The 23,490-nt window shown below is 50.1% G+C and carries 23 protein-coding genes; 7 read left to right on the plus strand and 16 right to left on the minus strand.

Annotated features, from left to right (window positions below):
- Positions 1 to 308: 308 nt before the first annotated feature.
- The 4 genes from ruvB to aspS all read right to left on the minus strand — a co-directional run bounded on the left by ruvB (position 309) and on the right by aspS (position 4,382).
- Positions 309 to 1,325, minus strand: coding sequence for a Holliday junction branch migration DNA helicase RuvB (ruvB, locus tag KGF88_RS07845; protein WP_153825999.1), 1,017 nt, complete (start codon positions 1,323 to 1,325; stop codon positions 309 to 311).
- Positions 1,326 to 1,436: 111 nt separating this feature from the next.
- Positions 1,437 to 2,057, minus strand: coding sequence for a Holliday junction branch migration protein RuvA (gene ruvA / locus KGF88_RS07850; RefSeq protein ID WP_110074916.1), 621 nt, complete (start codon positions 2,055 to 2,057; stop codon positions 1,437 to 1,439).
- Complete coding sequence (gene ruvC, locus KGF88_RS07855) at positions 2,054 to 2,572, minus strand: crossover junction endodeoxyribonuclease RuvC (protein WP_110074917.1); 519 nt, start codon at positions 2,570 to 2,572, stop codon at positions 2,054 to 2,056. The genes ruvA and ruvC overlap by 4 nt, the downstream gene beginning before the upstream one ends.
- A 46-nt stretch (positions 2,573 to 2,618) precedes the next feature.
- Positions 2,619 to 4,382 (minus strand): aspartate--tRNA ligase, encoded by a 1,764-nt coding sequence (gene aspS, locus KGF88_RS07860; RefSeq protein ID WP_153825913.1) that lies wholly within the window; start codon positions 4,380 to 4,382, stop codon positions 2,619 to 2,621.
- 159 nt (positions 4,383 to 4,541) lie between these two features.
- Here aspS and cmoA point away from each other — a divergent pair, with 159 nt between their 5' ends.
- The 7 genes from cmoA to KGF88_RS07895 all read left to right on the plus strand — a co-directional run bounded on the left by cmoA (position 4,542) and on the right by KGF88_RS07895 (position 12,997).
- On the plus strand, positions 4,542 to 5,273 hold the full coding sequence (gene cmoA, locus KGF88_RS07865; protein ID WP_110074919.1) for a carboxy-S-adenosyl-L-methionine synthase CmoA: 732 nt from the start codon (positions 4,542 to 4,544) through the stop codon (positions 5,271 to 5,273).
- Between the two features lie 33 nt (positions 5,274 to 5,306).
- Entirely contained in the window at positions 5,307 to 6,278 is a 972-nt protein-coding gene (gene cmoB / locus KGF88_RS07870) for a tRNA 5-methoxyuridine(34)/uridine 5-oxyacetic acid(34) synthase CmoB (RefSeq protein WP_153825914.1), read from the plus strand.
- 24 nt (positions 6,279 to 6,302) lie between these two features.
- Positions 6,303 to 7,187 (plus strand): LysR family transcriptional regulator, encoded by an 885-nt coding sequence (locus KGF88_RS07875; RefSeq protein ID WP_110074921.1) that lies wholly within the window; start codon positions 6,303 to 6,305, stop codon positions 7,185 to 7,187.
- A gap of 116 nt (positions 7,188 to 7,303) precedes the next feature.
- Complete coding sequence (locus KGF88_RS07880; protein ID WP_153825915.1) at positions 7,304 to 8,542, plus strand: hypothetical protein; 1,239 nt, start codon at positions 7,304 to 7,306, stop codon at positions 8,540 to 8,542.
- Positions 8,539 to 9,630 carry a hypothetical protein gene (locus KGF88_RS07885; protein ID WP_153825916.1) on the plus strand — a complete coding sequence of 364 codons (1,092 nt, stop codon included), beginning with the start codon at positions 8,539 to 8,541 and terminating at the stop codon, positions 9,628 to 9,630. Before KGF88_RS07880 ends, KGF88_RS07885 begins: the two co-directional genes overlap by 4 nt.
- A 3-nt stretch (positions 9,631 to 9,633) precedes the next feature.
- Positions 9,634 to 12,696 (plus strand): efflux RND transporter permease subunit, encoded by a 3,063-nt coding sequence (locus tag KGF88_RS07890; RefSeq protein WP_153825917.1) that lies wholly within the window; start codon positions 9,634 to 9,636, stop codon positions 12,694 to 12,696.
- A complete protein-coding gene (locus KGF88_RS07895) occupies positions 12,683 to 12,997 on the plus strand; it encodes a DUF3240 family protein (protein WP_153825918.1) in 315 nt (104 codons plus the stop codon). The genes KGF88_RS07890 and KGF88_RS07895 overlap by 14 nt, the downstream gene beginning before the upstream one ends.
- A gap of 40 nt (positions 12,998 to 13,037) precedes the next feature.
- On the opposite strand, the gene galU is transcribed toward KGF88_RS07895, so the two are convergent.
- From galU to ccmA, 12 genes are all read right to left on the minus strand, one after another.
- Entirely contained in the window at positions 13,038 to 13,922 is an 885-nt protein-coding gene (galU, locus tag KGF88_RS07900) for a UTP--glucose-1-phosphate uridylyltransferase GalU (protein ID WP_110074926.1), read from the minus strand.
- Between the two features lie 12 nt (positions 13,923 to 13,934).
- Entirely contained in the window at positions 13,935 to 15,434 is a 1,500-nt protein-coding gene (locus KGF88_RS07905) for a peptide MFS transporter (protein ID WP_153825919.1), read from the minus strand.
- Between the two features lie 108 nt (positions 15,435 to 15,542).
- Entirely contained in the window at positions 15,543 to 16,271 is a 729-nt protein-coding gene (locus KGF88_RS07910) for an MlaA family lipoprotein (RefSeq protein ID WP_153825920.1), read from the minus strand.
- A gap of 27 nt (positions 16,272 to 16,298) precedes the next feature.
- Complete coding sequence (gene ccmI, locus KGF88_RS07915) at positions 16,299 to 17,519, minus strand: c-type cytochrome biogenesis protein CcmI (protein ID WP_110074928.1); 1,221 nt, start codon at positions 17,517 to 17,519, stop codon at positions 16,299 to 16,301.
- Positions 17,516 to 18,043, minus strand: coding sequence for a cytochrome c-type biogenesis protein (locus tag KGF88_RS07920; protein ID WP_153825921.1), 528 nt, complete (start codon positions 18,041 to 18,043; stop codon positions 17,516 to 17,518). Before KGF88_RS07920 ends, ccmI begins: the two co-directional genes overlap by 4 nt.
- On the minus strand, positions 18,040 to 18,645 hold the full coding sequence (locus tag KGF88_RS07925) for a DsbE family thiol:disulfide interchange protein (RefSeq protein ID WP_153825922.1): 606 nt from the start codon (positions 18,643 to 18,645) through the stop codon (positions 18,040 to 18,042). The genes KGF88_RS07920 and KGF88_RS07925 overlap by 4 nt, the downstream gene beginning before the upstream one ends.
- On the minus strand, positions 18,638 to 20,614 hold the full coding sequence (locus tag KGF88_RS07930) for a heme lyase CcmF/NrfE family subunit (RefSeq protein WP_153825923.1): 1,977 nt from the start codon (positions 20,612 to 20,614) through the stop codon (positions 18,638 to 18,640). The genes KGF88_RS07925 and KGF88_RS07930 overlap by 8 nt, the downstream gene beginning before the upstream one ends.
- 2 nt (positions 20,615 to 20,616) lie before the next feature.
- Entirely contained in the window at positions 20,617 to 21,126 is a 510-nt protein-coding gene (gene ccmE / locus KGF88_RS07935) for a cytochrome c maturation protein CcmE (RefSeq protein WP_153825924.1), read from the minus strand.
- Positions 21,123 to 21,332, minus strand: coding sequence for a heme exporter protein CcmD (gene ccmD / locus KGF88_RS07940; RefSeq protein WP_153825925.1), 210 nt, complete (start codon positions 21,330 to 21,332; stop codon positions 21,123 to 21,125). The genes ccmE and ccmD overlap by 4 nt, the downstream gene beginning before the upstream one ends.
- A 1-nt stretch (position 21,333) precedes the next feature.
- Complete coding sequence (locus KGF88_RS07945; protein WP_110074934.1) at positions 21,334 to 22,083, minus strand: heme ABC transporter permease; 750 nt, start codon at positions 22,081 to 22,083, stop codon at positions 21,334 to 21,336.
- A gap of 2 nt (positions 22,084 to 22,085) precedes the next feature.
- Positions 22,086 to 22,730 (minus strand): heme exporter protein CcmB, encoded by a 645-nt coding sequence (ccmB, locus tag KGF88_RS07950; RefSeq protein ID WP_228759452.1) that lies wholly within the window; start codon positions 22,728 to 22,730, stop codon positions 22,086 to 22,088.
- Positions 22,731 to 22,785: 55 nt separating this feature from the next.
- Complete coding sequence (gene ccmA, locus KGF88_RS07955; RefSeq protein ID WP_153825927.1) at positions 22,786 to 23,436, minus strand: cytochrome c biogenesis heme-transporting ATPase CcmA; 651 nt, start codon at positions 23,434 to 23,436, stop codon at positions 22,786 to 22,788.
- Between the last annotated feature and the right edge of the window lie 54 nt (positions 23,437 to 23,490).

Below are 23,490 nucleotides of genomic sequence, written 5' to 3' on the forward strand. Positions count from 1 at the left end.
TCATTAGAATATGACCAAAAATCACTAAGATACTATTTATAAACGATATTTTTGGTCTTACCAATTTTACCAAGCCTAATTTTTAAGCATCATTAAATATTTGATATTAGTAAAAGTAATGCGAAGCACAATTTTTCTCGTTTGAAAACTGGTCCAGCCTCTTTATAATGCGCAGCATATACCAGATACGAAGAGACCGGTTGTCACTTCTTCCTGTTATTGTTCCCTGGATTTAACTTCCTTGTTGTTCTGTATTTTGCCCGCTCCCTGAGCGGGCTTTTTTTTGGTAACAACAAATACGCTATTAGCTAACCGCGCTCTTGTCCTTCTTTATCCAGTCCGAAATGGCGATAGGCATTTAAAGTAGCTACCCGTCCACGCGGCGTGCGCTGCAAATACCCCTGCTGAATCAAATAGGGCTCCAGCACATCTTCAATCGTGTCTTTCTCTTCACCAATAGCTGCGGCTAAATTCTCGAGCCCCACCGGGCCACCCATGAACTTCTCAATAATCGCCAGCAGTAATTTCTTGTCCATGTAGTCAAAACCGGCTTCGTCCACATCAACCATAGCTAAGGCAGCAGCAGCCGTGGCTTGATCAATATGGCCGTTATTTTTAACCTCAGCGAAATCGCGTACTCGCCGTAACAAGCGATTAGCTATCCGTGGCGTACCGCGCGAACGACGTGCAATTTCTAACGCGCCAAGCGGCTCTAACTGTAAATTCAGGTAACTCGCTGAGCGCTTAATAATACTAGTAAGCTCTTCAACGTTGTAAAACTCCAAGCGCTGCACAATCCCAAACCGATCACGCAAGGGTGAGGTTAAAGCGCCAGCTCGCGTTGTGGCACCAATCAGGGTAAAGGGCGGCAAATCTAACTTGATAGACCGTGCAGCAGGCCCTTCGCCAATCATGATGTCCAACTGATAATCTTCCATCGCCGGATACAAAATCTCTTCAACCACCGGGCTCAAGCGATGAATTTCATCAATAAACAACACATCGTGTTCTTCTAGATTGGTTAACAATGCCGCAAGATCACCGGCCTTTTCTAGTACCGGACCGGAAGTTTGCCGGATATTTACGTTTAATTCGTTCGCTACAATATTCGCAAGGGTTGTTTTCCCTAAACCTGGCGGGCCAAAAATAAGCACATGATCAAGGGCTTCAGAGCGTTGCTTGGCCGCCTGAATAAAAATCTCCATTTGCTCAACAACATGCTTTTGCCCGGTGTAATCAGCTAACTGCTTAGGCCGTATCGCACGATCCACAACCTCGTCTTCGGCAATAGCATGGGGCTGGTTTATCCGGTCTGGCTCAATCATCCTACTCACTCATCCTCGTTGATCGCGGCTCTTGCTCTTGCTCTCACCCAATATCCAATATCCAACAGCTAATATCTAATATCTAACAGCTAATATCGCTCTTGCCCTTCCCTACATATTCTTCAACGCAAACCGAATCAGCTGCTCGCTCGACGCTTGGGGTTCCGCTTTCAGTGCCGCGGCTACCGCTTTCTCCGCTTGCGCAAGCTTGTACCCCAGCGCCAGCAAGGCGTTCAGGGCATCATCGCGCGGTGAATCCGCACTGATGGTTGGGGTCAAGTCACCAAAATCAATGGGCGCTGCATCCGTAGCCGGAGTGGTTGAACCCCAGTTTTTCAACCGGTCGCGCATTTCTACTACCAAGCGCTCCGCCGTTTTACGGCCCACCCCTGGTAGCTTCACTAAGCTGGTAACGTCGTCGTGGGTTACGGCATGCACAAACTGATGCGCAGTCATGCCCGACATAATAGTTAGGGCCAGCTTCGGGCCTACGCCTTGAGCTTTAATCAGCTGACGAAATAACATGCGCTCGGCAAAAGTATTAAAACCATACAATAACTGGGCATCTTCACGCACCACAAAATGCGTGATCAAGGTTACTCGTTCGCCCAGTTCTGGCAGTTCGTAAAAGCAGGTCATCGGCAGTTGTACTTCATAGCCAACGCCGTTCACGTCTAACAAAATTTCCGGTGGGTGCTTAGCTATTAAGGTACCCGTTAATTGTCCAATCACGCACGTCCCCTTGCGGTTAAGATGAGTTGGGTGCGGGTGTGAGCATGGCATAAGGCCACGGCTAGAGCATCCGCAGCATCGGCTTGCGGCTTATGGGTTAGCTTCAGCATGGCCATCACCATATGCTGTACTTGCACTTTATCAGCAGCGCCAGTACCCACTACCGCCTGCTTGACTAAACGCGCAGCATATTCAGCTACCGGTAAGCCGGCACAGGCGGCCGCAACAATTGCAGCGCCACGGGCTTGGCCAAGTTTTAAGGCTGAATCAGGGTTGCGTGCCATAAACACTTGTTCAATGGCGAACTCGGTCGGCTGAAACTGAGTAATCAGCTCACAAACGCCATCATGAATCACCTTTAATTTATCCGCCAAACAAGGTTCGCTGTTACTTTTGAGACTGCGCATCACATTAATGCAGCCGCTACCTAAATAGCTTACCCGTTGCCCAGATTGGCGAATCAGGCCATATCCCGTTAACCGAGACCCCGGGTCAATGCCCAGAATAATCGCCATGATTCGCTCCTGTGACTTGTCTGACGTTAACTTAACTAACGTTAACTTAGCTGTCCTTTACCGTAACAGCAACATGTAACTCTGCCAAGGCTTCAGGGTTTGCCACACCTGGGGCATCGGTGAGCACACAAGCTGCGGTGGTAGTTTTCGGGAAGGCAATCACTTCACGAATAGAGCTTGCACCTACCATCAACATCACCAAGCGGTCCAAACCAAAGGCTAAGCCCGCATGGGGTGGCGTACCGTACTTAAGTGCCTCGAGTAAAAAGCCAAATTTTTCTTGTGCTTCAGCTTTACCAATGCCTAAGATTTCGAACGCCGCTTGCTGCATATCATTGTTATGAATACGCACCGAGCCACCACCTACTTCAACGCCATTCAAGACCATATCGTAGGCATTTGACAGCGCCGCTTCTGGGTTGGCTTTGAGTTCTTCTGCGGTGACATTCACTGGCGCAGTAAAAGGATGGTGAATCGCGTAAAGGCGTCCATCGGCTTCTTCAAACATGGGGAAGTCAACCACCCACAACGGGCGCCACTCATCACTGACCAGATCAAAATCTTGGCCTACTTTTAAGCGCAGTGCGCCCATGGCTTCAGCTACTACGTTCGCTTTGTCCGCACCAAAGAAAATAATATCGCCATTGGCTGCTGCGGTACGCTCCAAAATGGCTGTTAAAGCTGCATCAGGAATAAACTTCAATACCGGTGACTGCACGCCTTCACGGCCTGCCGCTAGGTCGTTAATCTTCATCCAAGCTAAGCCTTTAGCTCCATAAATACCCACGAAGTTGGTGTATTCATCAATGGCTTTACGTGAGATAGCATCTGCTTTACCTGGCACTTTTAAAGCTGCTACGCGCCCTTTAGGATCATTAGCTGGGCCAGAGAAAACTTTAAATTCAACTTCTTGCAGCACATCAGCAACATCAACCAACTCCAGCGGGTTACGCAGATCAGGCTTGTCGCTACCAAAGCGACGCATCGCTTCATGCCAGGTCATCCGTGGAAACTCGCCTAAATCCACAGCTAACATTTGTTGGAATAAGCCGCGTACCATCTGCTCGGTAACCGCCATCACTTGGTCGGCACTCATGAACGAAGTTTCAATATCAATTTGGGTAAATTCAGGTTGACGGTCGGCACGCAAATCTTCATCGCGGAAACATTTCACGATTTGATAGTAGCGGTCAAAACCCGACATCATCAGCAGTTGCTTAAACAGCTGCGGGGATTGTGGCAGCGCAAAGAATTTACCTTTGTGAGTACGGCTCGGCACCAAATAATCGCGCGCGCCCTCAGGCGTGGCACGAGTTAACATAGGTGTTTCTATGTCCAAAAAGCCGTTGTCGTCTAAAAAGCGGCGCACAGCACTGGTCACTTTAGCCCGAAATTGTAAGTTGTGGCTCATGTTCGGACGGCGTAAGTCGAGATAACGATAGCGTAAGCGCTGCTCTTCGCTTACCTGCTGGTTAAAATCAATCGGCAGTGGCTCTGCTCGGCTGATGATTTCCAGTTCAGTAGCCATCACTTCTACCGCACCCGTGGCCATCGATTTATTGATTTGGCTGTCAGGACGCGCCCGCACCGTGCCGGTTAAACGAATACAAAACTCTTGCCGAAGTTTATTCGCAGTTTCAAACAGCGCTTGTTGATCCGGGTCAAACACCACTTGCACTAAGCCCGTGCGGTCACGCATATCGATAAAAATCAAACCGCCTAAATCACGGCGTTTATTGACCCATCCACAAAGGGTTACAGGTTGGTCTACTAAGCTTGTTTCTAGCTGTCCACAATAATGGCTACGCATGGGTTTGTCCCTACCACAAATTAAGAAATTACAAAGCTGCACATTATAACGGACTGGCGCTGATTGTCAGCAACTAGCCCGCTTTTGAGAAAAAATTTAGTTTAGCACCTGCATGCGCTAAAATAGCGGCCATGTTAAACGCCAGCCCGAGTTATCAGCATGAGCAAAAAAGACGCCATCTTTGCCGAACCTTTACCGCAAGTCAGTGATTTTGTCTTCGACCAAAACGTGGTTGAAGTGTTTCCAGACATGATTAACCGTTCGGTACCTGGCTATCAAAGTATTCTGCAAGGTATTGGCCAGTTAACCAAACGTTTCGCCCAAAGCCATAGTAACCTTTACGATTTGGGCTGTTCGTTAGGTGCGGCAACCTTAGCCATGCGCCAGCACGTAAGCCACTTAGAGCAAGTGCAGATTATTGGTATTGATAACTCCAGTGCTATGGTTGAGCGCTGCCAGTTGCATTTACAAGGCTATCGTAGCACGGTTCCGGTCAGTATTCGCTGCGAAGATATTCTGCATAGTGAATTGTCCGAGGCCTCGGTCGTCACCATGAACTTTACCCTACAGTTTGTGCCACCAGAGCAGCGCCAGCCTTTGTTACAGCGCATCTATGACAGCCTGAAACCGGGCGGAGCGCTGTTACTCAGTGAAAAATTTCGCAGCAATAGCCCCAGCATGAACGAGCTGTTGGTAGATATTCACCATGAATTTAAACGCGCCAACGGCTACAGTGAACTCGAAATAGCACAAAAACGTGCGGCCATCGAAAATGTGATGCGCATCGACACCTTAGAAACTCACCATCAGCGATTACAGCAGGTTGGCTTTAGCCAATCGCAAGTGTGGTTTCAGTGTTACAATTTTGCCGCACTGATTGCTGTTAAATAGTCGCCGCCGCTTAACCTACGCTCAAGGGATATCATGACTTTATTTACCAAGGATTTAATCGCTGTCGCCCAATCGCCGTTGGCACATTGGTTAACGAGCCTCCCCGCGCAACTTCAACAGTGGCAGCAACAGCAACAACATGGCGAGTTACCCAAATGGTTACGCTGTGTCGCACAATTGCCACAGCTTGAACCTACAGCGGTAGCTTTGGGCGCCACTGTGAGCGTCCTGAATGACAGCATCAGCGACGGCCAACAGCAACGCATCAAAGGGCTACTGATGCAACTCACCCCGTGGCGCAAGGGCCCGTTCAATTTACATGGGGTGCAGATAGATACCGAATGGCGCTCGGATTTTAAATGGCAACGAGTGGCACCCCATATCGGTGATTTAAGCGGGCAACAGGTGCTTGATGTGGGTTGTGGCAGTGGTTATCACCTCTGGCGCATGCTTGAAAGCGGCGCCGAGCAAGTCTGGGGCATCGACCCCGGCCAGCTATTTATGGCGCAGTTTATGGCGGTGCGCAGCTTTATGCCGACTGACCTACAAGCACGCGCACACTGGTTCCCGTTGGGCATAGAAGATATGCCCGAACTAAAAGCCTTTGACACCGTCTTTAGCATGGGCGTGCTTTACCATCGGCGCTCGCCCATTGATTTTCTCACCCAACTTAAAGCCCTGCTCAAGCCAGGTGGCCAGTTGGTATTAGAAACACTGGTAGTGACAGGTGATGAGCAGACCGTTTTAGTACCGGGTGAAACCTATGCCAAGATGCGCAACGTCTGGTTTATTCCTAGCACCAAAGCCTTGTTACATTGGCTTGAACGTTGTGGCTTTAAGAACGCCCGCGTGGTGGATGAAAACGTCACCAGTTTAGCTGAGCAACGCGCCACCGAATGGATGCCTGGTCAGTCGTTAGTGGATTTTTTAGATCCGCACGATACCAGCAAAACCATCGAGGGCTATCCAGCCCCCCTGCGAGCCGTTATTATTGCTAACACCTAGCCGAATCATCCCGTTGGAGATTGCATGAGTACGCCCTACCGCCCCAAAACCACACTTGAACAATGGCGTATTTTACAGGCCGTAGTGGACCATGGCGGCTACGCTCATGCCGCGCAAGTCTTGAATAAAAGCCAAAGCTCGCTCAATCATGCGGTGGCTAAATTGCAAGATACGCTCGAAGTTGAACTGCTCGAAGTGGTGGGCCGTAAGGCTCAGCTCACGCCCATCGGCGAAACCATGGTGCGCCGCTCACGCCAGCTCACCAGTTTAGTAACTGAACTTGAGCAGTTAGCGGTAAACCTTAAGCAGGGCTGGGAAACTAAAATCACTTTGGCCGTAGAAATGGTCTTTGACCGCCAGCTACTGGTGCCTGTGCTGCATGAGTTTCAACAACTCAGTCGGGGCACTCGCTTAGTCATTGAAGACACGGTATTAACCGGCTCCATTGAACATATTTTAGACCAAAGCGCAGATATCGTAATCACCCACCAACTCCCCAAAGGTCATGTGGGTGAGCCCATCAGCGGCTATCGGCTAGATTTGGTGGTGAGCAAAGAGCATCCGCTGGCCCAACAGCCAGGCCCCATTAGTGCCGATGAGCTGAGTCAATATTTACAAATCGTGATTCGTGATACGGCCAAAAAGCCGATAGAAGTAGAGGGCTGGCTTAAGTCTGAACAACGCTGGACGGTGAATCACTTTAACGAATCACTACAGCTGGTGCAAAATGGCTTAGGTTTTAGTTGGTTGCCACCTCACGTTACCCGCCATGCTGACAACCTGTGCTTCTTAACCCTAGCTGGTAGCAGCAAGCGCAGCGGCTCGATGTACCTCACCTTACCCAAAGGCGATACCACCGGCCCTTGTGCCCGCATGCTTTATCAATTGCTGATAAAAGAATTGATTTAGCGCAAATTATCGCAAACTTGGCATAATTCCCACACAAAGCTTAAGCTTTCTTAAGACTTCCTTAAGCAAGCCCTCATAGAGTGTTACTGCTAGTTGCAGTAATAAGGAGCTTTATCGTGTGGATCGACAACTTTGTTCAACAACATCTCAATTTACCTGCATGGGGTAAGCGCGATTTAGCCATAAGTCTATTGCTGCTAAACCTGCTTTTGCTCAGCCCAACAGCACATGCTCAAACACCCGCTAACACTAGCTTAAGTAGCTTAACCGACGCCGCTGAAGCCAGGCTGCAAACGGATCTAGTGCAACGTCCCGAAACCTGGGTATCTAGTTGGCTGGCAGCGGCACCTACGGTAAGTATAGCGGCCCTGCAAAGCCAAGCCGACCAAGGAACCGATGAACTTGAACTGGCTCTGTCATTGCCTCTTACAAGTCCGAGTGGCCACCAACTGAACCAGCAATGGCAGTCGATAGCACAGCACTATCAGCAGCAGCTGCTAAAACTACGCCGCTGGTACGCCAGTGGCCAAGTACGCAACTTAGTTTGGACCATTGCTCAGCATCAACAACAGCAGCAGCTGTTACAACAACAACTACAAACCTATCAGGGCTTAATGGCACCATTGCAACAGCAAGCTGAAACCACCGAGGCTGATACCTATTTTCGCTACGGATTGCAGCAGGCACAAACTCAATTAGCTATGTTGCAGTTAGAGCACCAACAACATCAGCAAGCCGCTGAGCAACAGCTTATGGAACTCACTGGCACCCGCCAAATTCCAACTAACTTAGCAGATGCCAACCCCACTAGACTCGACGCTGCAGCATGGCAACAGCATCCGCAGTTGGCGTTACTACAATTGCACGAGCAACAACTCTACTTACAGCAGCAACAAAATCTCAGCGGTAATACCCCATGGCAGGTCACCACCCGCTTCAAACGGATAGATACTGCCGGCATCTCAGAAAATCAAATTGGCTTACAGCTCGATATTCCGCTGTCGTTGGGGGCGCAACTGAGCCAAACCGAACAAAGCAATTATCAGATAAGTCAGCAACAATGGCTACAAGACTATCAACAAAGTCGTCAGCAGATCATCCAGCAGTATCAGCAAGCACAAGCCCAGCTAAGCCTGTTAGAGGCGCAATATCAATTGCTCCAACCACATCAACAGTTGCGCCAGCAGGCCCAATCTGCGCTGCTTCTGTTGTTGCAGCGGCAAGAGATCAATCCAGATATCGCACAACAAAGGTTGCAACAGTTATTTGCCGAGCAACGCCAAGTGCAGTTACTCAAACAACAAATCCAACAAGCCTATGCCCAACTTCAACAAGCAGCAGGAGTACCCTTATGAGCCTTATCAATCGATTCAATAATCAGGGTTATCAACACCAGCAAGCTGCTTGCCTAAAGCTGTGCCGCGTTGCCGTGCTGCTTCTGGCTGTCACCACCACAACTCAGGTAGCGGCAGACCAAGTTGAGCTTAGCGAACTCGGACAGCTCTCTTTAAGTTATCACCAGGTGACGCCCCAATCTCACTATACCGGCGCCGCGCTTACCGCACGAGTTACTAACTTTGTGCAAAGTGGTTATCCCGTTGCCAATATGCTCGAAGTATCACAACAGCAATGGCTAGTGCAGCAAGGGCAACAGGTAACCCATAAACAACCGGTAGTGCAATTAAGTGGCGATGCCGTCGAACATTTTCTTACTGAATACAATGCACAACAACAGCAGCTAGAGGTGGTAGCGCAGCGCTATCAGAGCAATCAACAGCTGTTTCAAAAGCAAGCCATCAGTGCCGCCCAGTGGCAGGAAATCAGCGCGGCTTACCACAGCACGCTGTTAGCATTTGAGCATCTCGACCATTTTTACCAGCATATTGTTCAAATCAATAAGGCAAACAACAGCATCACCTTAGCGGCTCCGCAAGCGGGACACATAGACATTGTCGCCAACCAAACGATACTATTTAGTGTCAGTGCTGCGGCAACATCAAGATTACGCGGACAACTGGCCACCTTTAGTAAGCAACCAACCAGTGTCAGCTGGCAGCAATGCGAACTAGCGATCGATTATGTCGAGCAAACCAGTCAGGGGTTTACCCAAACCTGGTGGAGCATTCCGCTCACCGATTTACCCGCTCACTGTCAAGCGCCGCTAGGCAGCCAGCTAAGCGTTACGCCGCATTATCAACAGACGGTGTTTAACGTACCCGCCAGTAGTATCATCCGGCATCAACAGCAAACCTATGTGTGGCAATTAGTGCAGCAAGCATTGGTGCTAGTACCGGTCGACATTATTGGTAAGCAAGCGATGAACACGGCCAACGGTGCAGCTTACTTACAGATCACCAGTACCCAACTAGCACCTAACAGCCAAGTGTTACAGCAATCCGTAGGCGCTGTTTACGGTCACTTTATTGGGCTAGGGGGAGAGTAATAGATGGCAGCCATTCTGCGTTTTGTGCTCACTCAAAGGGTGTTTATCTTAGCTCTTACCGCCCTTGTCTTGGCGCTAGCGGTGCAGGCTTGGCAGCGCCTGCCGATTGACGCCTTCCCAGATATTTCTCCAACCCAAGCCAAGCTCATTATTCGTGCGCCGGGCATGACCGCCGCAGAAATCGAAGCGCAAATCACGCAACCTATCGAAACCGAACTGCTAGGTATTCCTAATCAGGCGATTTTGCGCTCCACCACCAAGTATGGCATCACTTCTATCACCATTGATTTCGCAGAAGGTGTGGATATCTACTGGGCTCGGCAACAAGTAAGCGAGCGCCTCAGCGGCGTCTGGGGTAGCTTACCCGAAGGCATTGATGGTGGCTTAGCCCCAATGAGCACCCCACTTAGTGAAATCTTTATGCTGAGTTACAGCAATCCCAATTTAACCTTAGCCGAACGTCGGCACCTGCTAGATTGGCAAGTACGGCCGTTGTTGCGTACCGTGCCTGGGGTAGCCGAGGTCACCACTATGGGCGGCTTTGTTACAACGCTGCAATTCACCCCTGATCTAGGTCGTCTCCAGCAAGCCGGAATATCCCTAGCGCAACTGGTTGAGTGGCTGCAACAAAATCATCTAAATGGTAGCGTGGGACGCATCGATAACGGCTCCACCAGTCTCATCCTGCGTACCGAAGGCAAACTCGCTGACCAATATGACCTGGCGCAACTGAAACTCCCCACGGCAACGGGCGAAACTATCACCTTGGCGCAATTAGGCGAGATCAGCAACGGTTACCTGCCGCGCTTTGGTGGCGTAACCCATAACGGTGAAGAAACGGCGCAAGCCATGATCATTGCCTTAAAAGATACTAATACGAACGAGGTAGTTGCTGCTGTTAAAGCCCAACTGGCTCAACTTGAGCCAACCCTGCCGGCCGGTAGCGAACTTAATGTCTTCTACGACCGTGCGGATCTTATTAGTACTGCCGTGAGCACCATCATCGAAGCACTACTTGCTGCAGTGCTACTTGTTATTTTAATTCTCTTCATCTTTTTAGCCGATGTTCGCGCCGCTTTAGTGGTCGCCTTATCCATTCCACTGGCCGTAGCCATCACCTTTTTAGCTATGGACCAAGTAGGTCTTACGGCTAACCTCATGAGTCTTGGTGGCATTGTTATTGCCATCGGTATGCTGGTAGATGCTGCTGTGGTCGTTGTTGAAAACATCGTCACACAAAGTCAGAAACAGGCCTATTTACCGCGCGCTCATCGAATCTATCGGGCCACTCTGGCCGTGGCGCAGCCGGTGATTTCAGGTACCGCTATAGTGATTATCGTGTTCGCACCACTTTTGTTTCTGAGTGGTCTAGAGGGCAAGCTGTTTTCCCCCGTCGCGCAAACTATTGTCTTTGCGATGCTAGCCTCCATGCTAGTGGCATTAACAGTTATTCCAGTGTTGGCGGTTACCTTAATCAGCGCTAAGCCTAAACCTACCCCACACCTAATCCAATGGCTTATAGCGCATTATCAACGCCTACTTGCACGAGTTATCCAACGGCCTGCTGCATGGCTTATCAGCGCCGTAGGACTACTGGCAGTGGCAGCAGTAGCTATCAGTTTTACGGGTAAAACCTTTATGCCTGTGATGGATGAAGGCGATCTCATTGTGCAGCTAGAAAAGCATCCCAGCATTAACTTAACTGAATCTTTGGCCTTAGATGCACAATTAGAACAAAGACTACTCGCTGACATCCCAGAAATTAAGCAAATCGTTGCTCGCATTGGTTCAGATGAATTAGGTATGGATGCGATGGGACTCAACGAAACCGATATGTTTATTCAGTTACAGCCGCGTGACACCTGGCAAGTGAGTGACAAAGCTGCATTGATTGATGCCATTCGGAAGGTACTCCTAGACTACCCAGGAATAAACTTTAATTTCACTCAACCCATTCAAATGCGGGTCGCTGAAATGCTTACCGGTAGCTCTGGCGATGTAGCTATCAAGGTGTTTGGTGACGACATTAGCACTCTTAGTAGCACGGCCCAGAAGATCGCTGAGATAACTACTGGCGTGGCCGGGAGCGTCGATGTACAAACAACCTTGATTGACGGGGGCGAATACATCAACATTCGATTACGCCCTGATGTTGCGGCGCGCTACCATCTCACTACGGCAGAACTGTCACGTCTTATTCGATTGTTTGTTGATGGTCTGCACGTGGGTGACGTTATTCATGGCCGCATTAAAACACCGTTAGTCTTTGCCGCTAGTAACAACAGCAAGCTGAGTTACTTACAGCAATTAAAAGACTTGCCTGTCAGCTTACCTGACGGCAACTGGGCGCCGTTAAGTGCCCTCGCAACCATAAGTAGTGACGAAGGCCCGAGCCTCATTGAGCGAGAAAACAGCAGTCGCTTTGCGGTCGTCACCACGAATGTGAGCGACCGTGACGTGGTTAGTTTTGTTGAAGAGCTACAGCAACAACTCGCGCGTGAGTTACAGTTACCTAGTGGGTATTATCTTAACTTTGGCGGTGAGTTTGAAAATCAAGCGAGAGCTACCAATAACCTACTGACGATTGTCCCTGTCGTTCTTTTGGTTATCGGGCTCATTCTATTCGCCACCTTCCGATCTTTGGCGGTAGCGGGCCTGGTCTTCGCCAATATTCCCTTCGCCCTGATGGGCGGTGTGCTGGCATTATTTATCACCGGCGAATATTTGTCGGTGCCAGCTTCGGTGGGCTTTATTGCCTTGTTAGGGGTAGCGGTACTCAACGGTGTAGTCATGCTGACTCACTTTCAAGCGATAGAACATCAACATGAACAGTTAGAACAACTGGTGATTGTTGGCGCCAGTGATCGTTTACGCGCCATCCTGATGACTGCGACCACAGCGATGCTGGGTCTCTTCCCATTAGCTTTGGCCACTGGCCCTGGCGCCGAAATTCAACGCCCCCTAGCGATTGTCGTAATTGGTGGCTTGGTTACTGCGACTTTCACCACCTTATTTATTCTTCCTTTAATGTACAAGCTCTTGCGAGGTCGCCATGTCCGAGTATGAACTACTGCACGTGATTTTTCCGGCTAAACTGCGCGCCCATGTAGTCGATGTATTGCTAGCTGATGAGCAACTCAGTGGCTTTTCACTCGCAGAAATTGATGGCCATAGCCGCCAGAATAGTCAACTAGATAGGTTAGAACAGGTGGTTGGATATCGCCGTATGTTACGACTAGAAGTGATGGTAACTGAGCCAGAAAAACAGCGCGTGCTAACCCTGCTCAAACAATTAAAGCCGGCTAGCGCTGAATCTTTGGGGGTACGCTTTTATACGCTACCAATTAGCAGCAGCGGTCATTTATAAGAAACAGCCACAGTAATCCTCGTTACTGTGGCTGCACCATTTACACGATAGTTTTCAGCCAAGCACGCATGTCGTCGCCTAACGCCGGATGACGCAAAGCATGCTCTACAAAGGCCTGGGCGTAACCTAGCTTGTTACCACAATCATGGCTGCGGCCTTTCATATAGTATGCATTTACCGGTTGTTGCTCGAGCAACATGGCCATGGCATCGGTTAACTGAATTTCATTGCCAGCGCCCACTGGAGTTTTCTCTAACAGACTCCAAAGTGCCGCTGGGAACACGTAACGACCCACCACGGCTAAATCAGACGGTGCTTCATCTACCGGCGGCTTTTCTACCAATTGCTTAATCGCAACCTGCTCACCGGGCGCTAATTCTGCACCGTTTAAATCAGCAATACCGTATTGATTGGTGAGCTCGTGCGGTACTTTTTCTACCATCACTTGGGCTGCACCCGTGGCGTTAAAGTTACGCACCATCTCGGCTAAGTTATCGCGTTTTAAATCACAGCTTTGGGCATCCACCAAAACATCCGGTAGCACCACCGCAAACGGCTGGTCATCAATTAACGGACGCGCACATAACACCGCATGGCCAAGACCTTTGGCAACGCCTTGGCGGACATGCATGATGGTGACTCCTGGCGGACATATAGCTTGTACCTCCGCCAGCAGCTGTCGTTTAACCCGTTGCTCAAGCGTTGCTTCAAGTTCAAAGCTGGTATCAAAGTGGTTCTCAATCGAATTTTTGCTCGAATGGGTCACCAAGATGATATCCGTTAAGCCTGCCGCAGCACACTCCTCTACAATAAACTGAATCAACGGTCGATCTACCAAGGGCAACATTTCTTTCGGAATGGCCTTGGTAGCTGGCAGCATGCGTGTTCCTAGCCCTGCTACCGGGATAACGACTTTTTTCACCATGGTATTGCGTCCTTATTTTTTAGATTGTTCGCCTAAACCTTCATGTTCGGCAACTGCTTGTAACTCTTGTTCAACGCCTTCGGCTAAATCAGCCGGCGCGGCTTGAGCTTTTTCGGCACCATGCATCCAGTTCACTAGCATGCCAGAAATAGCCCATAAAATAACTGCGAACACCAACAAGCCTACGGCAACCCCACCAAACACCACCAACAGACCAGAATATTGAGCTTCTAGGCCAATCGATTGCGCTAGGTTGATCGAGAAATCGTACTTATCGGCGTTTTCACTGAAGGCACCCACCATACCCGCTAAATAATTAGCAATAGCCGGCATCAAGAACCACACCCCCATCACCAAGCTAGCTAAGCGCAGTGGGGCTAGTTTAGTCATTAACGACAAGCCTACCGGTGAAATACATAACTCACCCAAGGTATGGAATAAGTAGGCCAGTACCAACCACATCATGTTGGCTTGACCGGTGACTTGAATTTCAAATAAGCCAAGGATCAAGAAAATAAAGCCAATCGAGGTTAGCACCAAACCTGCAAAGATTTTAATCGGTGCATCTGGGCTCTTATCTTTTTTATGCAACCATACCCACAACACCGAGAAGATAGGCGCAAAGATCAAAATAAATAACGGGTTAAGTGATTGGAAGTAACCCGCCGGAATAATGCTGTCACCAAAGCTACGGTCGGTGTAGCGATCGGCATAGATGTTCATTAAACCGCCGGCTTGTTCAAACGCTAACCAGAACACGGTCACAAAGACAAACAGGAATAAAATCACGCGCAAACGGTCGTGCTCTACTTTGCTCAGTGGCTTTTTCACACCGCCCGAAGCTTCGCGGTCACGTTTAGCGCCAGGGACTTTACCGACGTCGCCCAAGTAACGTTGAAAGAAGAGGCCTTGGGTAACGACCGCTAAGGTCATCCCTACGCCAGCGGCAAAGTAACCCCAACGCCAGCCGTAGTCTGGGCTTTCACCCAAAGTAGAGGTCACTAATGGCGCTAAGAAAGCACCTAAGTTAATCCCCATGTAGAAAATTGAGAAAGCACTATCTCGACGCGCATCACCTTGGCTGTACAAATCGCCAACGATGGTAGAAATATTCGGCTTAAACAGACCGTTACCGGCAATCAAGATACCCAAACCTATATAAAACAAGTCGAGGCTGTGCGGTGTGGCGGCAAACAGCGTAAATTGCGCTGCGGCCATTAAAATACCACCAAGTAAAATCGAGTTGCGTTGGCCTAAGTAGTTATCGGCCAACCAACCACCAATCAAGGGGGTGAAATAAACCAGCGCCGTATAGGTACCGTACAAAGATAAAGCTTCAGCATCGGTCATGCCAAAACCTGGGTTTGCGGCTTCAGTAGCTGCTACGAGAGTTAACACTAAAAGGGCACGCATGCCGTAGTAGGAAAAACGTTCCCACATTTCGGCAGTAAAAAGCACGTACAGTCCTTTGGGGTGACCCCAAAGTTCTGACTTTGAAGGCGCCTGGCTCATACAAATTCCTCGGTTAAATATAGTTATAGTTATACAGAACGTAACTGTGACGGGCTTTTATAACGCAGAAGCCTTGCATGTTGCAAGGCTTCTGGGCTGAATGGTTGCTTAAAACTGGTCGTAAAAGTCGTCGTCCAGCTCATCCGCTTCGGTTTGCGGTGGGTTTCCATCATAAACCTTATGCTGCCAATTTTGAAAATACGCCTCTTTTACAAACCCGTAAGGGTCTAACGAGTTCTCCATCAGCGCTTGTTGTTCTTGCAGGCGTAACCGCGTATCTAGTGCCTTCACCAGTAATCGCGCGATGCTGGTAGGGCCATTTAAGTTATCAATCGGAAAGTACATGCCATCCACCACGTCACCGCCGCGATCGATAGGCACGGTCGGACCTAAACCTGGCAACATCACATAAGGGCCTTCCGTAACACCCCAGCTCGCTAGCGTCTCGCCAAAGCTTTCTTCTTTTGCCTCAATCCCGAGTGGCGTGGCAACATCAAAAATACCTAACACACCCACAGTACTGTTAATCGAGAAGCGCCAAAAAGTACTGCCGGCATCCATCACTTTACCTTGCAGCAGATTATTCACAAACCACGAAACTTCACCAAGGTTATCGGCAACGTTGCGTAAGCCGGTTCGTACCGGCTGCGGAATTTCACCATAAGCTTTAGCGGCTGGCCACAGAATAGCTTCATCTAGCTGCTCGTTAAAATCCCACATGTCGCGGTTAAAATCTTCAAAGGGATCGCGTGGGTCGGCCCACTCATCTTCGGGCGTGCTAGCACAGCCTGCTAAGGTTAATCCCGCCAATACAATCAGTAAGTACTTCTTCACCATAACCTCAATGTTCTTGGTTTTAACGAGTTAGTCGTTCACTATCTTGCTAATTTCTAGCTGCACTGACGTAGCAGAACCAGCTTCTAATACCAGCGGCTCGGCATCCAGATCACCAGGCGCAGCTTCAATCTGCTCATCGCTTGATATACGTGCCATCACCTGCCAACGGTTCAATCCGCTCATCACAAATTCCGGCAACATGGCATTGGCATCCGATAGCTCAATCGTTATCGGAAAGTTCGCCACTGGCTGACGTACTGCAGCCGCCGGCATTCTACTACCATCAGGATCGGTAATGTAGACGAACAAGGTGCCACCCGCTGGCACTTGATCTTGTAACTCCGGAGCCAAGCTTACCGTGACAGTCAAACTCGCATCAGCGGCCACTAAACGTTGCTCGACATCATCTAGTGCTTGTTGAATGGCTGCATAGCGCTCATCCGCCGGAGCAATTTGGTCTTGTAACAATTGCCACGCCGTTTGTGCCTGCTGCCAATCACCGCGTTGATAAGCGATCAGGCCTAATAATGACAAAGCCTCTTGCTGCGTGGGGTCCTGTTGCAGCACTTGCACCAACAATTGTGCTGCTTGAGCCAAATATTGCTCTTCACCAAAGTTCACTAATAACTGAGCGTAACCTAACTGCGCCTGCTGATTGCTCGGGTTAATCGCGAGTGCTTTTTCAAAGGCATCCACCGCTTGCTCAGCCTGCCCTAACTGAGTCATCACCCGCGCATAAATTTGCCAAACCATACCATTATCATCGGGCGTTTGGGCGAGCCGCTGACGTAAACCTAATGCAAAGGTTTCAAGTTCTTCACGGGTAGTTTGCGCCGACTGATCCGACATCACTTTACGACCTAAGTCAGGCAACGCTGCTAAAGCGTCATCCGCTTGGCGCTGCAACTGCCAGCTACCAAAGGTAAAATAAAGGATCACCGCAGCCACCATCACCACCACCGCCGGTACCCATACGGCGTTGCCCATCTGGCGGTCGGCCACTTGTTCTAACTCGCTGTTTTCGGTAACAAAGCGCTTGTCTAACTCATCATTGGCACGCGCAAACGCCTCCATCGTGAGTAAGCCGTCATCGCGCTCTGCCACCAATTCTAATTTACGCTGTTGATATAGTTCGCGGTTGACATCTAAACGGGTGCGCTGCTGCTCGCGCTGGCGCCGCCCGGTTACCATTAAAAATAAACCGCCCGCCGTCACCACGGCCAAGATCATCGCTATATGAGCAATCATTCTGATTTATCCTGCTTCTCGGTTTGCAGACGCGCCAACTGGGCTAATTCTGCTTCACTTAATTGGGCTTCTTCAGAGCCTGAACGCACTCGCCACAAGACCACAGCTGCGCCTATTAGCACCACTGCCAACGGCCCTAACCAAAGCACCAAGGTACTGGTGCGCACCGGCGGCCGATAGTAAGCAAAATCACCGTATCGTGCCACCATGTAATCTACCACCTGCTGCTTGGTGGCACCGTCTTTCACCATCAAATAAGTGCGGTCACGCAAATCTTTGGCCAGCGGAGCATCTGAGTCAGCAATGGTTTGGTTCTGACATTTAGGGCAGCGCAGCTCGTTAATTAGTTCTCTAAACAAACTTTCTTGCGCCGGGTCGTCAAATTTATATTGCTCTAAACTCACCTGCGCCTGAGCTTGACTACTAAGAGCTAACACGAGCACCAAGCTGAAGCTTACGAACAGGCTACTGAACAGCTGCCGCCAAGTGCTGTGCGGCTGACTGGTTAATGCGCTTGTGGTCATGATTGCTCACCTCCTCGTTCGCCCGCTGCAGCTTTGGCCTGTTGCTGTAACTGCTGGAACATCGGTGCCAACAACTGACTCCAATTGCGAGCATTAACATCGCCAACGTGGCGATACACCACCTCGCCTTCATGATTAATCAAAAAGGTTTCTGGCGCGCCATACACGCCAAAATCAATGGCGACCATGCCCCGCTCATCAAACAGGTTAACCACATAAGGGTCGCCTAAGGTATTAAGCCAATTCACTGCTTTAGCACGCGAATCGTCTTTGTAGTTTAACCCCACAATAGGAATACCCTGCGCTGCTAGCTCATTCAAAAAGGCATGTTCAGCTCTACAGGTTGGACACCAAGTAGCCCACACGTTTAATAACAAGGGCTCGCCAGTTTTCAGAACTGCCTCGGTATGCTCCGTTGAGGTATCGTATATATCCGGCAAGCTAAAGGCCGGCACAGGTTTGCCCACCAAAGCCGAACTCAACTCGGTGGGGTCTGAAAACAAGCCCCTTAACAAAAACACGGTCAGGGCTAAAAACGCTACCAGCGGTAACGCTAACACCAACCAGCGTAGCGACGACTTAGATGTTTGAGCTTCAGCCATGAGCAACTCCTTGAGCCGGCTGTTTGCGGCTGGCCCGATAACGTTTATCACTCATCGCTAAAGCACCGCCTAAGGCCATTAAAATGGCCCCTAGCCAGATCCAACGCACCATAGGTTTCACATAAATCCGTACTGCCCAAGCATCGGGGCTGGCCTCATCACCTAATGGCTCACCTAATGCTACATACAAGTCACGCAAGAAACCCGCATCTAGGCCAACTTCGGTCATACTCATTTGTTGTACTGTGTAAAAACGTTTTTCAGTCACCAGCTCACTCACCAGCTTGCCATCACGCAAAATACTAAACTCAGCATGGTCGGTGGTGTAATTCGGGCCCTGCTGTTCGCTTAACAAATCAAAGCGGAAGGTGTATCCAGCCACCTCAACCTGATCACCTGGTGCCAACCTTACATCGCGCTCAATCTCGTATTGGCTCACCGCAGCAATCCCCACAATAGTAATGGCAAAGCCTAAGTGGCCAAGCACCATGCCCCAGTGACTACGACCTAACTTGGTAAGACTCGCTAAGCCTTGGCCACGTTGCTGCACCCGCTGACGTAATTCGGCCACCAAGGTCAACACAATCCATAAGCTTAATACTAACCCTAGTACCGTCATGGCCATCACTTGATCAGTCACCACCCACGGAATCACATAGCCCAACGCTAATGCCAATACTAAGGCCAAGCCCAAACTACCTAACAAGGGTTGCAGCTCTTGGCGGCGCCAGCGCATCAATGGCCCTAAGCCCATAAACACCACAAAAGGCACTATCAAATAAGTGAACATCTGATTAAAGAAGGGTTCACCGATTGAAATCGAGCCTAAACCGAGCTCTTTGTGCACCAGTGGCAGTAAGGTCCCGATTAGCACCACAGCGGTAGCTGCTACTAACAAGATGTTGTTGCCTAGCAGCATCACTTCACGCGAGTTAACGTCGTATTTGGTGGTGCTATTTACAGCCCCAGCACGTAAGGCAAACAGCAGCAGCGAGCCGCCAATCACAATCGCCAACAAGCCGAGAATAAAGAGACCACGAGCTGGGTCGGTGGCAAAAGCATGCACCGATACGATCACCCCAGAGCGCACCAAGAAGGTGCCGAGCAAGCTTAAACTAAAGGCGGAAATAGCGAGTAACACGGTCCAAGACTTAAAGGCACCGCGCTTTTCTGTCACTGCCAAACTATGAATCAAGGCAGTGCCGACCAACCACGGCATAAAACTGGCATTCTCGACCGGATCCCAGAACCACCAGCCGCCCCAGCCAAGCTCGTAATAAGCCCACCAGCTGCCGATAGCAATACCCAAGGTTAAGAAACACCAAGCTGCGGTAGCCCAAGGTCGCGACCAACGCGCCCATGAGGCATCTAATTTACCGCTGATGAGTGCCGCAATGGCAAAGGCAAAAGCCACCGAGAAACCAACGTAACCCATGTACAGCAACGGTGGATGAATAATCATCCCAGGATCTTGCAGCAGCGGATTTAAATCGCGACCATCCACTGGGATTAAAGGAAGCGCGCGATCGAACGGATTCGACACGCTCATCATGAACAGGTAAAAGCCAATGCTTATCAGACCCAGAATGGCCAACACGCGCGCCATCATGGTTAACGGCATGCGCCGCGAGAACATCGCCACCGCAGCTATCCAGCCCGCTTGCATCAGCATCCACAGTAAGAATGAGCCTTCGTGCGAGCCCCACACCGCGGTAATACGATACATCAGGGGCAGCGCAGTATTGGAGTTATGCGCCACATAAGCGATAGTAAAATCGTTAACCACAAAACCCCAAGTTAACGCTGCATAGGCTACCGCAGTAAACAAAAACTGCCCGTAAGCTAGGGGTCGCGCCAACAACATAGCGCCGCTATGACCTTTCCACGCGCCCCACAGCGGGTAACCCGCCAACAGCACCGAAAATGCCAAAGCTAACGCTAATGCAACTTGACCTAATTCAGCAATCATTGTTAGTAACCCTCTGGCTCTTTAGATTCGGGCTTGTCACCGGTGTAGTCAGGTGCATTCGGGTTGACATGTTTAATGCCTTTCATAGCTTCAGCCAATTCTGGCGGCATGTATTCTTCGTCGTGCTTGGCCAGCACTTCCGTTGCTTTGAGCACGCTAGGTTCAACCAAGGTGCCCTGCGCCACAATGCCCTGCCCCTCGCGGAACAGATCAGGCAAAATACCTTGGTACAACACGGTCATTTCAGGCCCAGTATCGGTGACTCGGAAGCTCACTTCTAGGGTTTTAGGATCTCGACTAACCGAACCCTCAACCACCATACCGCCTACCCGAATCCGTTGTCCTACGCTAGGCTTGGTAAGGTCTTTGCCTTTGCCTTCTAGCACTTCTGTTGGGGTATAAAACAAATCAATATTTTTTGATAGCGCAAACAAAATCAAGCTCAGCGCCGCTGCCACCCCTATGATTAAAGCCAATACCCAGGCTAAGCGTTTCTTACGTCGTGGAATCATGCGGTACCTCGTTCTTGCTGTTTACGTCGGGCTAAGCGCTGCTGCCGTTGCTGTTGCTGCACCGCTTGTTGTTGCAATTGTTTACGGGTGCGTAAGCCATGCATCACTAAGATCGTGAGCGCTAATAAGGTCACCCCATAGGCCAGCCATACATAAAACCCATAGCCACCCATATCAATAAAGTCATACCAACTGTCAAATGCCATCTTACCGCTCCTGCTCAGCCACGCCTAGTTGGGCGTGAACCCAAGGCCGATGTATTTCTTGCTTCAAAATTTCGTTGCGTAACCGCTGACAGACTAACGCCCCGGTTAAGAGCGCAAAGCCCAAAATGCTAATCAGCAATGGGATCAGCATCTCGGGGGCCATCGACGGCTTTTCAAATTTAGTGATGGTGGCCCCTTGGTGCAGGCTGTTCCACCAGTACACCGAAAAATGGATGATCGGCACGTTCACCACCCCGACTAACGCCAGCACACTTGCCGCTTTAGCCCCAGTACGCGCATCGGTAAAGGCATAGTACAGTGCCAACACCCCGATGTACAAAAACAGTAGAATCAGTTGTGAGGTTAACCGCGCATCCCATTCCCACCAAGTTCCCCACATGGGCTTACCCCAGACGGCACCGGTAAAGAGCGCAATAAAAGTCAGCACGGCACCGACCGGAGCTATGGCCGCAATGGCCCATTCCGCGGTGCGAATTTGCCACACCAAAGCAATCAAAGCGGTAATCGCCATCGCCGTGTAAGCGCCCATCGAGAACATCGCTGATGGCACATGAATAAAGATGATGCGATAGCTATCGCCCTGCTGGTAATCGCTAGGTGCGAACAGCATTCCCCACACCAAGCCAACCGTTAAGGTCACCAAGGCACTGCCAGCCAACCAAGGTAACCAAGCGCCTAGCAACCGGTAGGTTGCCTCACCTTTTGCATACGGGTGTAACCATTTCCACATTGTTAGTTCACACTCACTCGGATTGCTGCTGCCACCGCAAGCGGTGCCAAAGTCAGCGTTAAAACCATAAGCCCCGCCAAGAGTAACACTTGGCCAAGCGCGGACGTACCTACTAGAGTACTTTCAACGGCGGCCGCTGCAAATATCAACAAAGGGATAAACAACGGCAGCAGTAATAAGCTCAATAATGCCCCACCGCGGCCTAAACTAACCGTCAGCGCAGCTCCTATCGCAGTCATGGCACTCAACATAGGAGTACCTAATAAGAGGGTGAGCATCAGCACGCCCCACGCCTCAAACGGTAACTTTAATAATAACGCACACAGCGGCGCTAAGATCACCAGTGGCAAGCCACTTAACAACCAATGCACCAGAATTTTGCCCAATGCCAGCACCGCCAACGGCACCGGCAGCAACGTCATTTGTTCTAACGAGCCATCTAAATAATCATCGCGAAATAAGCGCTCAGAGCCGAGTAAAGCCGACAACAAAGCAGCGACCCAAATCACCCCGGTGGCGATACGCGCTAAAATATCCGGCCCAGGCCCTACCGCCAATGGAAACAGCGTCACCACGATCACCACAAACAGCAATGGGTTAATCACATCGCTACGGCGGCGCAAGGTCACCGCTAAATCACGGCGCATGATCACGCGCAATAACGCAAAGGTTGATGCTTGATTACTACAACGCGAGTTGGTCTCAACTAAGCTCATCGACAAACTCCTCGTCTTGGGGCTCAATCCGTAATTTTTGCAAGCGCTCGCCCGACCAAGTTAACGGCTGATGCGAGGTTAGCAATAACGCGCCACCACGCTCTAAGTGTTCAGCAAAACGCTGATGGAGCATATCAATGCCGCGAGTATCTAGGGCGGTGAAGGGTTCGTCAAGGATCCATAAAGTCGCAGGGCTATACCATAGCCGCGCTAACGCAATTCGGCGTTGCTGCCCAGCCGATAGCTGTTGCGCAGGAATATCTTCTAAGCCAAGCAAACCAACGGTTTCTAATAGCTGCCAAGGGTCTATAGCGCCAGCGCCATCTAATTGCGCTTGAAAATGCAAGTTCTCCAGCGCTGTCAGCTCAGCTTTTACCGCAGGTTTATGGCCAATAAAAAGGGTTTGTCGTTGCCATAACTCGGGATCATCACGCTGCGGTTGGCCAAACAGTCGCACTTGGCCCTCTTGCGGACGTAATAACCCAGCAATGATTCTTAATAAGGTTGATTTGCCGGCCCCATTAGGGCCTTCAATATGCAGAATATGGCCTGCATTCAATTGCAGCGAAAGCTGCGCAAACAACGTGCGCCCGGCACGCACAGAAGTCAGCTGATCAGCTTGAATCACAACAGACATGTCGGCTAGTGGCCTATCTCGTCAATTAAAATTGGCTCGATAGTACCACAGGTT

This window comes from Idiomarina loihiensis (genome assembly GCF_024584785.1).
Taxonomy (GTDB): Bacteria; Pseudomonadota; Gammaproteobacteria; order Enterobacterales; family Alteromonadaceae; genus Pseudidiomarina; species Pseudidiomarina fusca.

Excerpts from the sequence above, each read along its gene's own strand:
- KGF88_RS07920 (WP_153825921.1), bottom strand. The coding sequence starts at position 18,043 with ATGACCACAAGCGCATTAACCAGTCAGCCGCACAGCACTTGGCGGCAG.
- aspS (WP_153825913.1), bottom strand. The coding sequence starts at position 4,382 with ATGCGTAGCCATTATTGTGGACAGCTAGAAACAAGCTTAGTAGACCAA.
- ruvC (WP_110074917.1), bottom strand. The coding sequence starts at position 2,572 with ATGGCGATTATTCTGGGCATTGACCCGGGGTCTCGGTTAACGGGATAT.
- ruvB (WP_153825999.1), bottom strand. The coding sequence starts at position 1,325 with ATGATTGAGCCAGACCGGATAAACCAGCCCCATGCTATTGCCGAAGAC.
- ccmB (WP_228759452.1), bottom strand. The coding sequence starts at position 22,730 with ATGCGCCGTGATTTAGCGGTGACCTTGCGCCGCCGTAGCGATGTGATT.
- KGF88_RS07925 (WP_153825922.1), bottom strand. The coding sequence starts at position 18,645 with ATGGCTGAAGCTCAAACATCTAAGTCGTCGCTACGCTGGTTGGTGTTA.
- KGF88_RS07875 (WP_110074921.1), top strand. The coding sequence starts at position 6,303 with ATGAGTACGCCCTACCGCCCCAAAACCACACTTGAACAATGGCGTATT.
- cmoB (WP_153825914.1), top strand. The coding sequence starts at position 5,307 with ATGACTTTATTTACCAAGGATTTAATCGCTGTCGCCCAATCGCCGTTG.
- ccmI (WP_110074928.1), bottom strand. The coding sequence starts at position 17,519 with ATGATTGCTCATATAGCGATGATCTTGGCCGTGGTGACGGCGGGCGGT.
- galU (WP_110074926.1), bottom strand. The coding sequence starts at position 13,922 with ATGGTGAAAAAAGTCGTTATCCCGGTAGCAGGGCTAGGAACACGCATG.
- ccmE (WP_153825924.1), bottom strand. The coding sequence starts at position 21,126 with ATGATTCCACGACGTAAGAAACGCTTAGCCTGGGTATTGGCTTTAATC.
- KGF88_RS07885 (WP_153825916.1), top strand. The coding sequence starts at position 8,539 with ATGAGCCTTATCAATCGATTCAATAATCAGGGTTATCAACACCAGCAA.
- ccmA (WP_153825927.1), bottom strand. The coding sequence starts at position 23,436 with ATGTCTGTTGTGATTCAAGCTGATCAGCTGACTTCTGTGCGTGCCGGG.
- KGF88_RS07930 (WP_153825923.1), bottom strand. The coding sequence starts at position 20,614 with ATGATTGCTGAATTAGGTCAAGTTGCATTAGCGTTAGCTTTGGCATTT.
- KGF88_RS07945 (WP_110074934.1), bottom strand. The coding sequence starts at position 22,083 with ATGTGGAAATGGTTACACCCGTATGCAAAAGGTGAGGCAACCTACCGG.
- KGF88_RS07895 (WP_153825918.1), top strand. The coding sequence starts at position 12,683 with ATGTCCGAGTATGAACTACTGCACGTGATTTTTCCGGCTAAACTGCGC.
- cmoA (WP_110074919.1), top strand. The coding sequence starts at position 4,542 with ATGAGCAAAAAAGACGCCATCTTTGCCGAACCTTTACCGCAAGTCAGT.
- KGF88_RS07890 (WP_153825917.1), top strand. The coding sequence starts at position 9,634 with ATGGCAGCCATTCTGCGTTTTGTGCTCACTCAAAGGGTGTTTATCTTA.
- ccmD (WP_153825925.1), bottom strand. The coding sequence starts at position 21,332 with ATGGCATTTGACAGTTGGTATGACTTTATTGATATGGGTGGCTATGGG.
- KGF88_RS07905 (WP_153825919.1), bottom strand. The coding sequence starts at position 15,434 with ATGAGCCAGGCGCCTTCAAAGTCAGAACTTTGGGGTCACCCCAAAGGA.
- KGF88_RS07910 (WP_153825920.1), bottom strand. The coding sequence starts at position 16,271 with ATGGTGAAGAAGTACTTACTGATTGTATTGGCGGGATTAACCTTAGCA.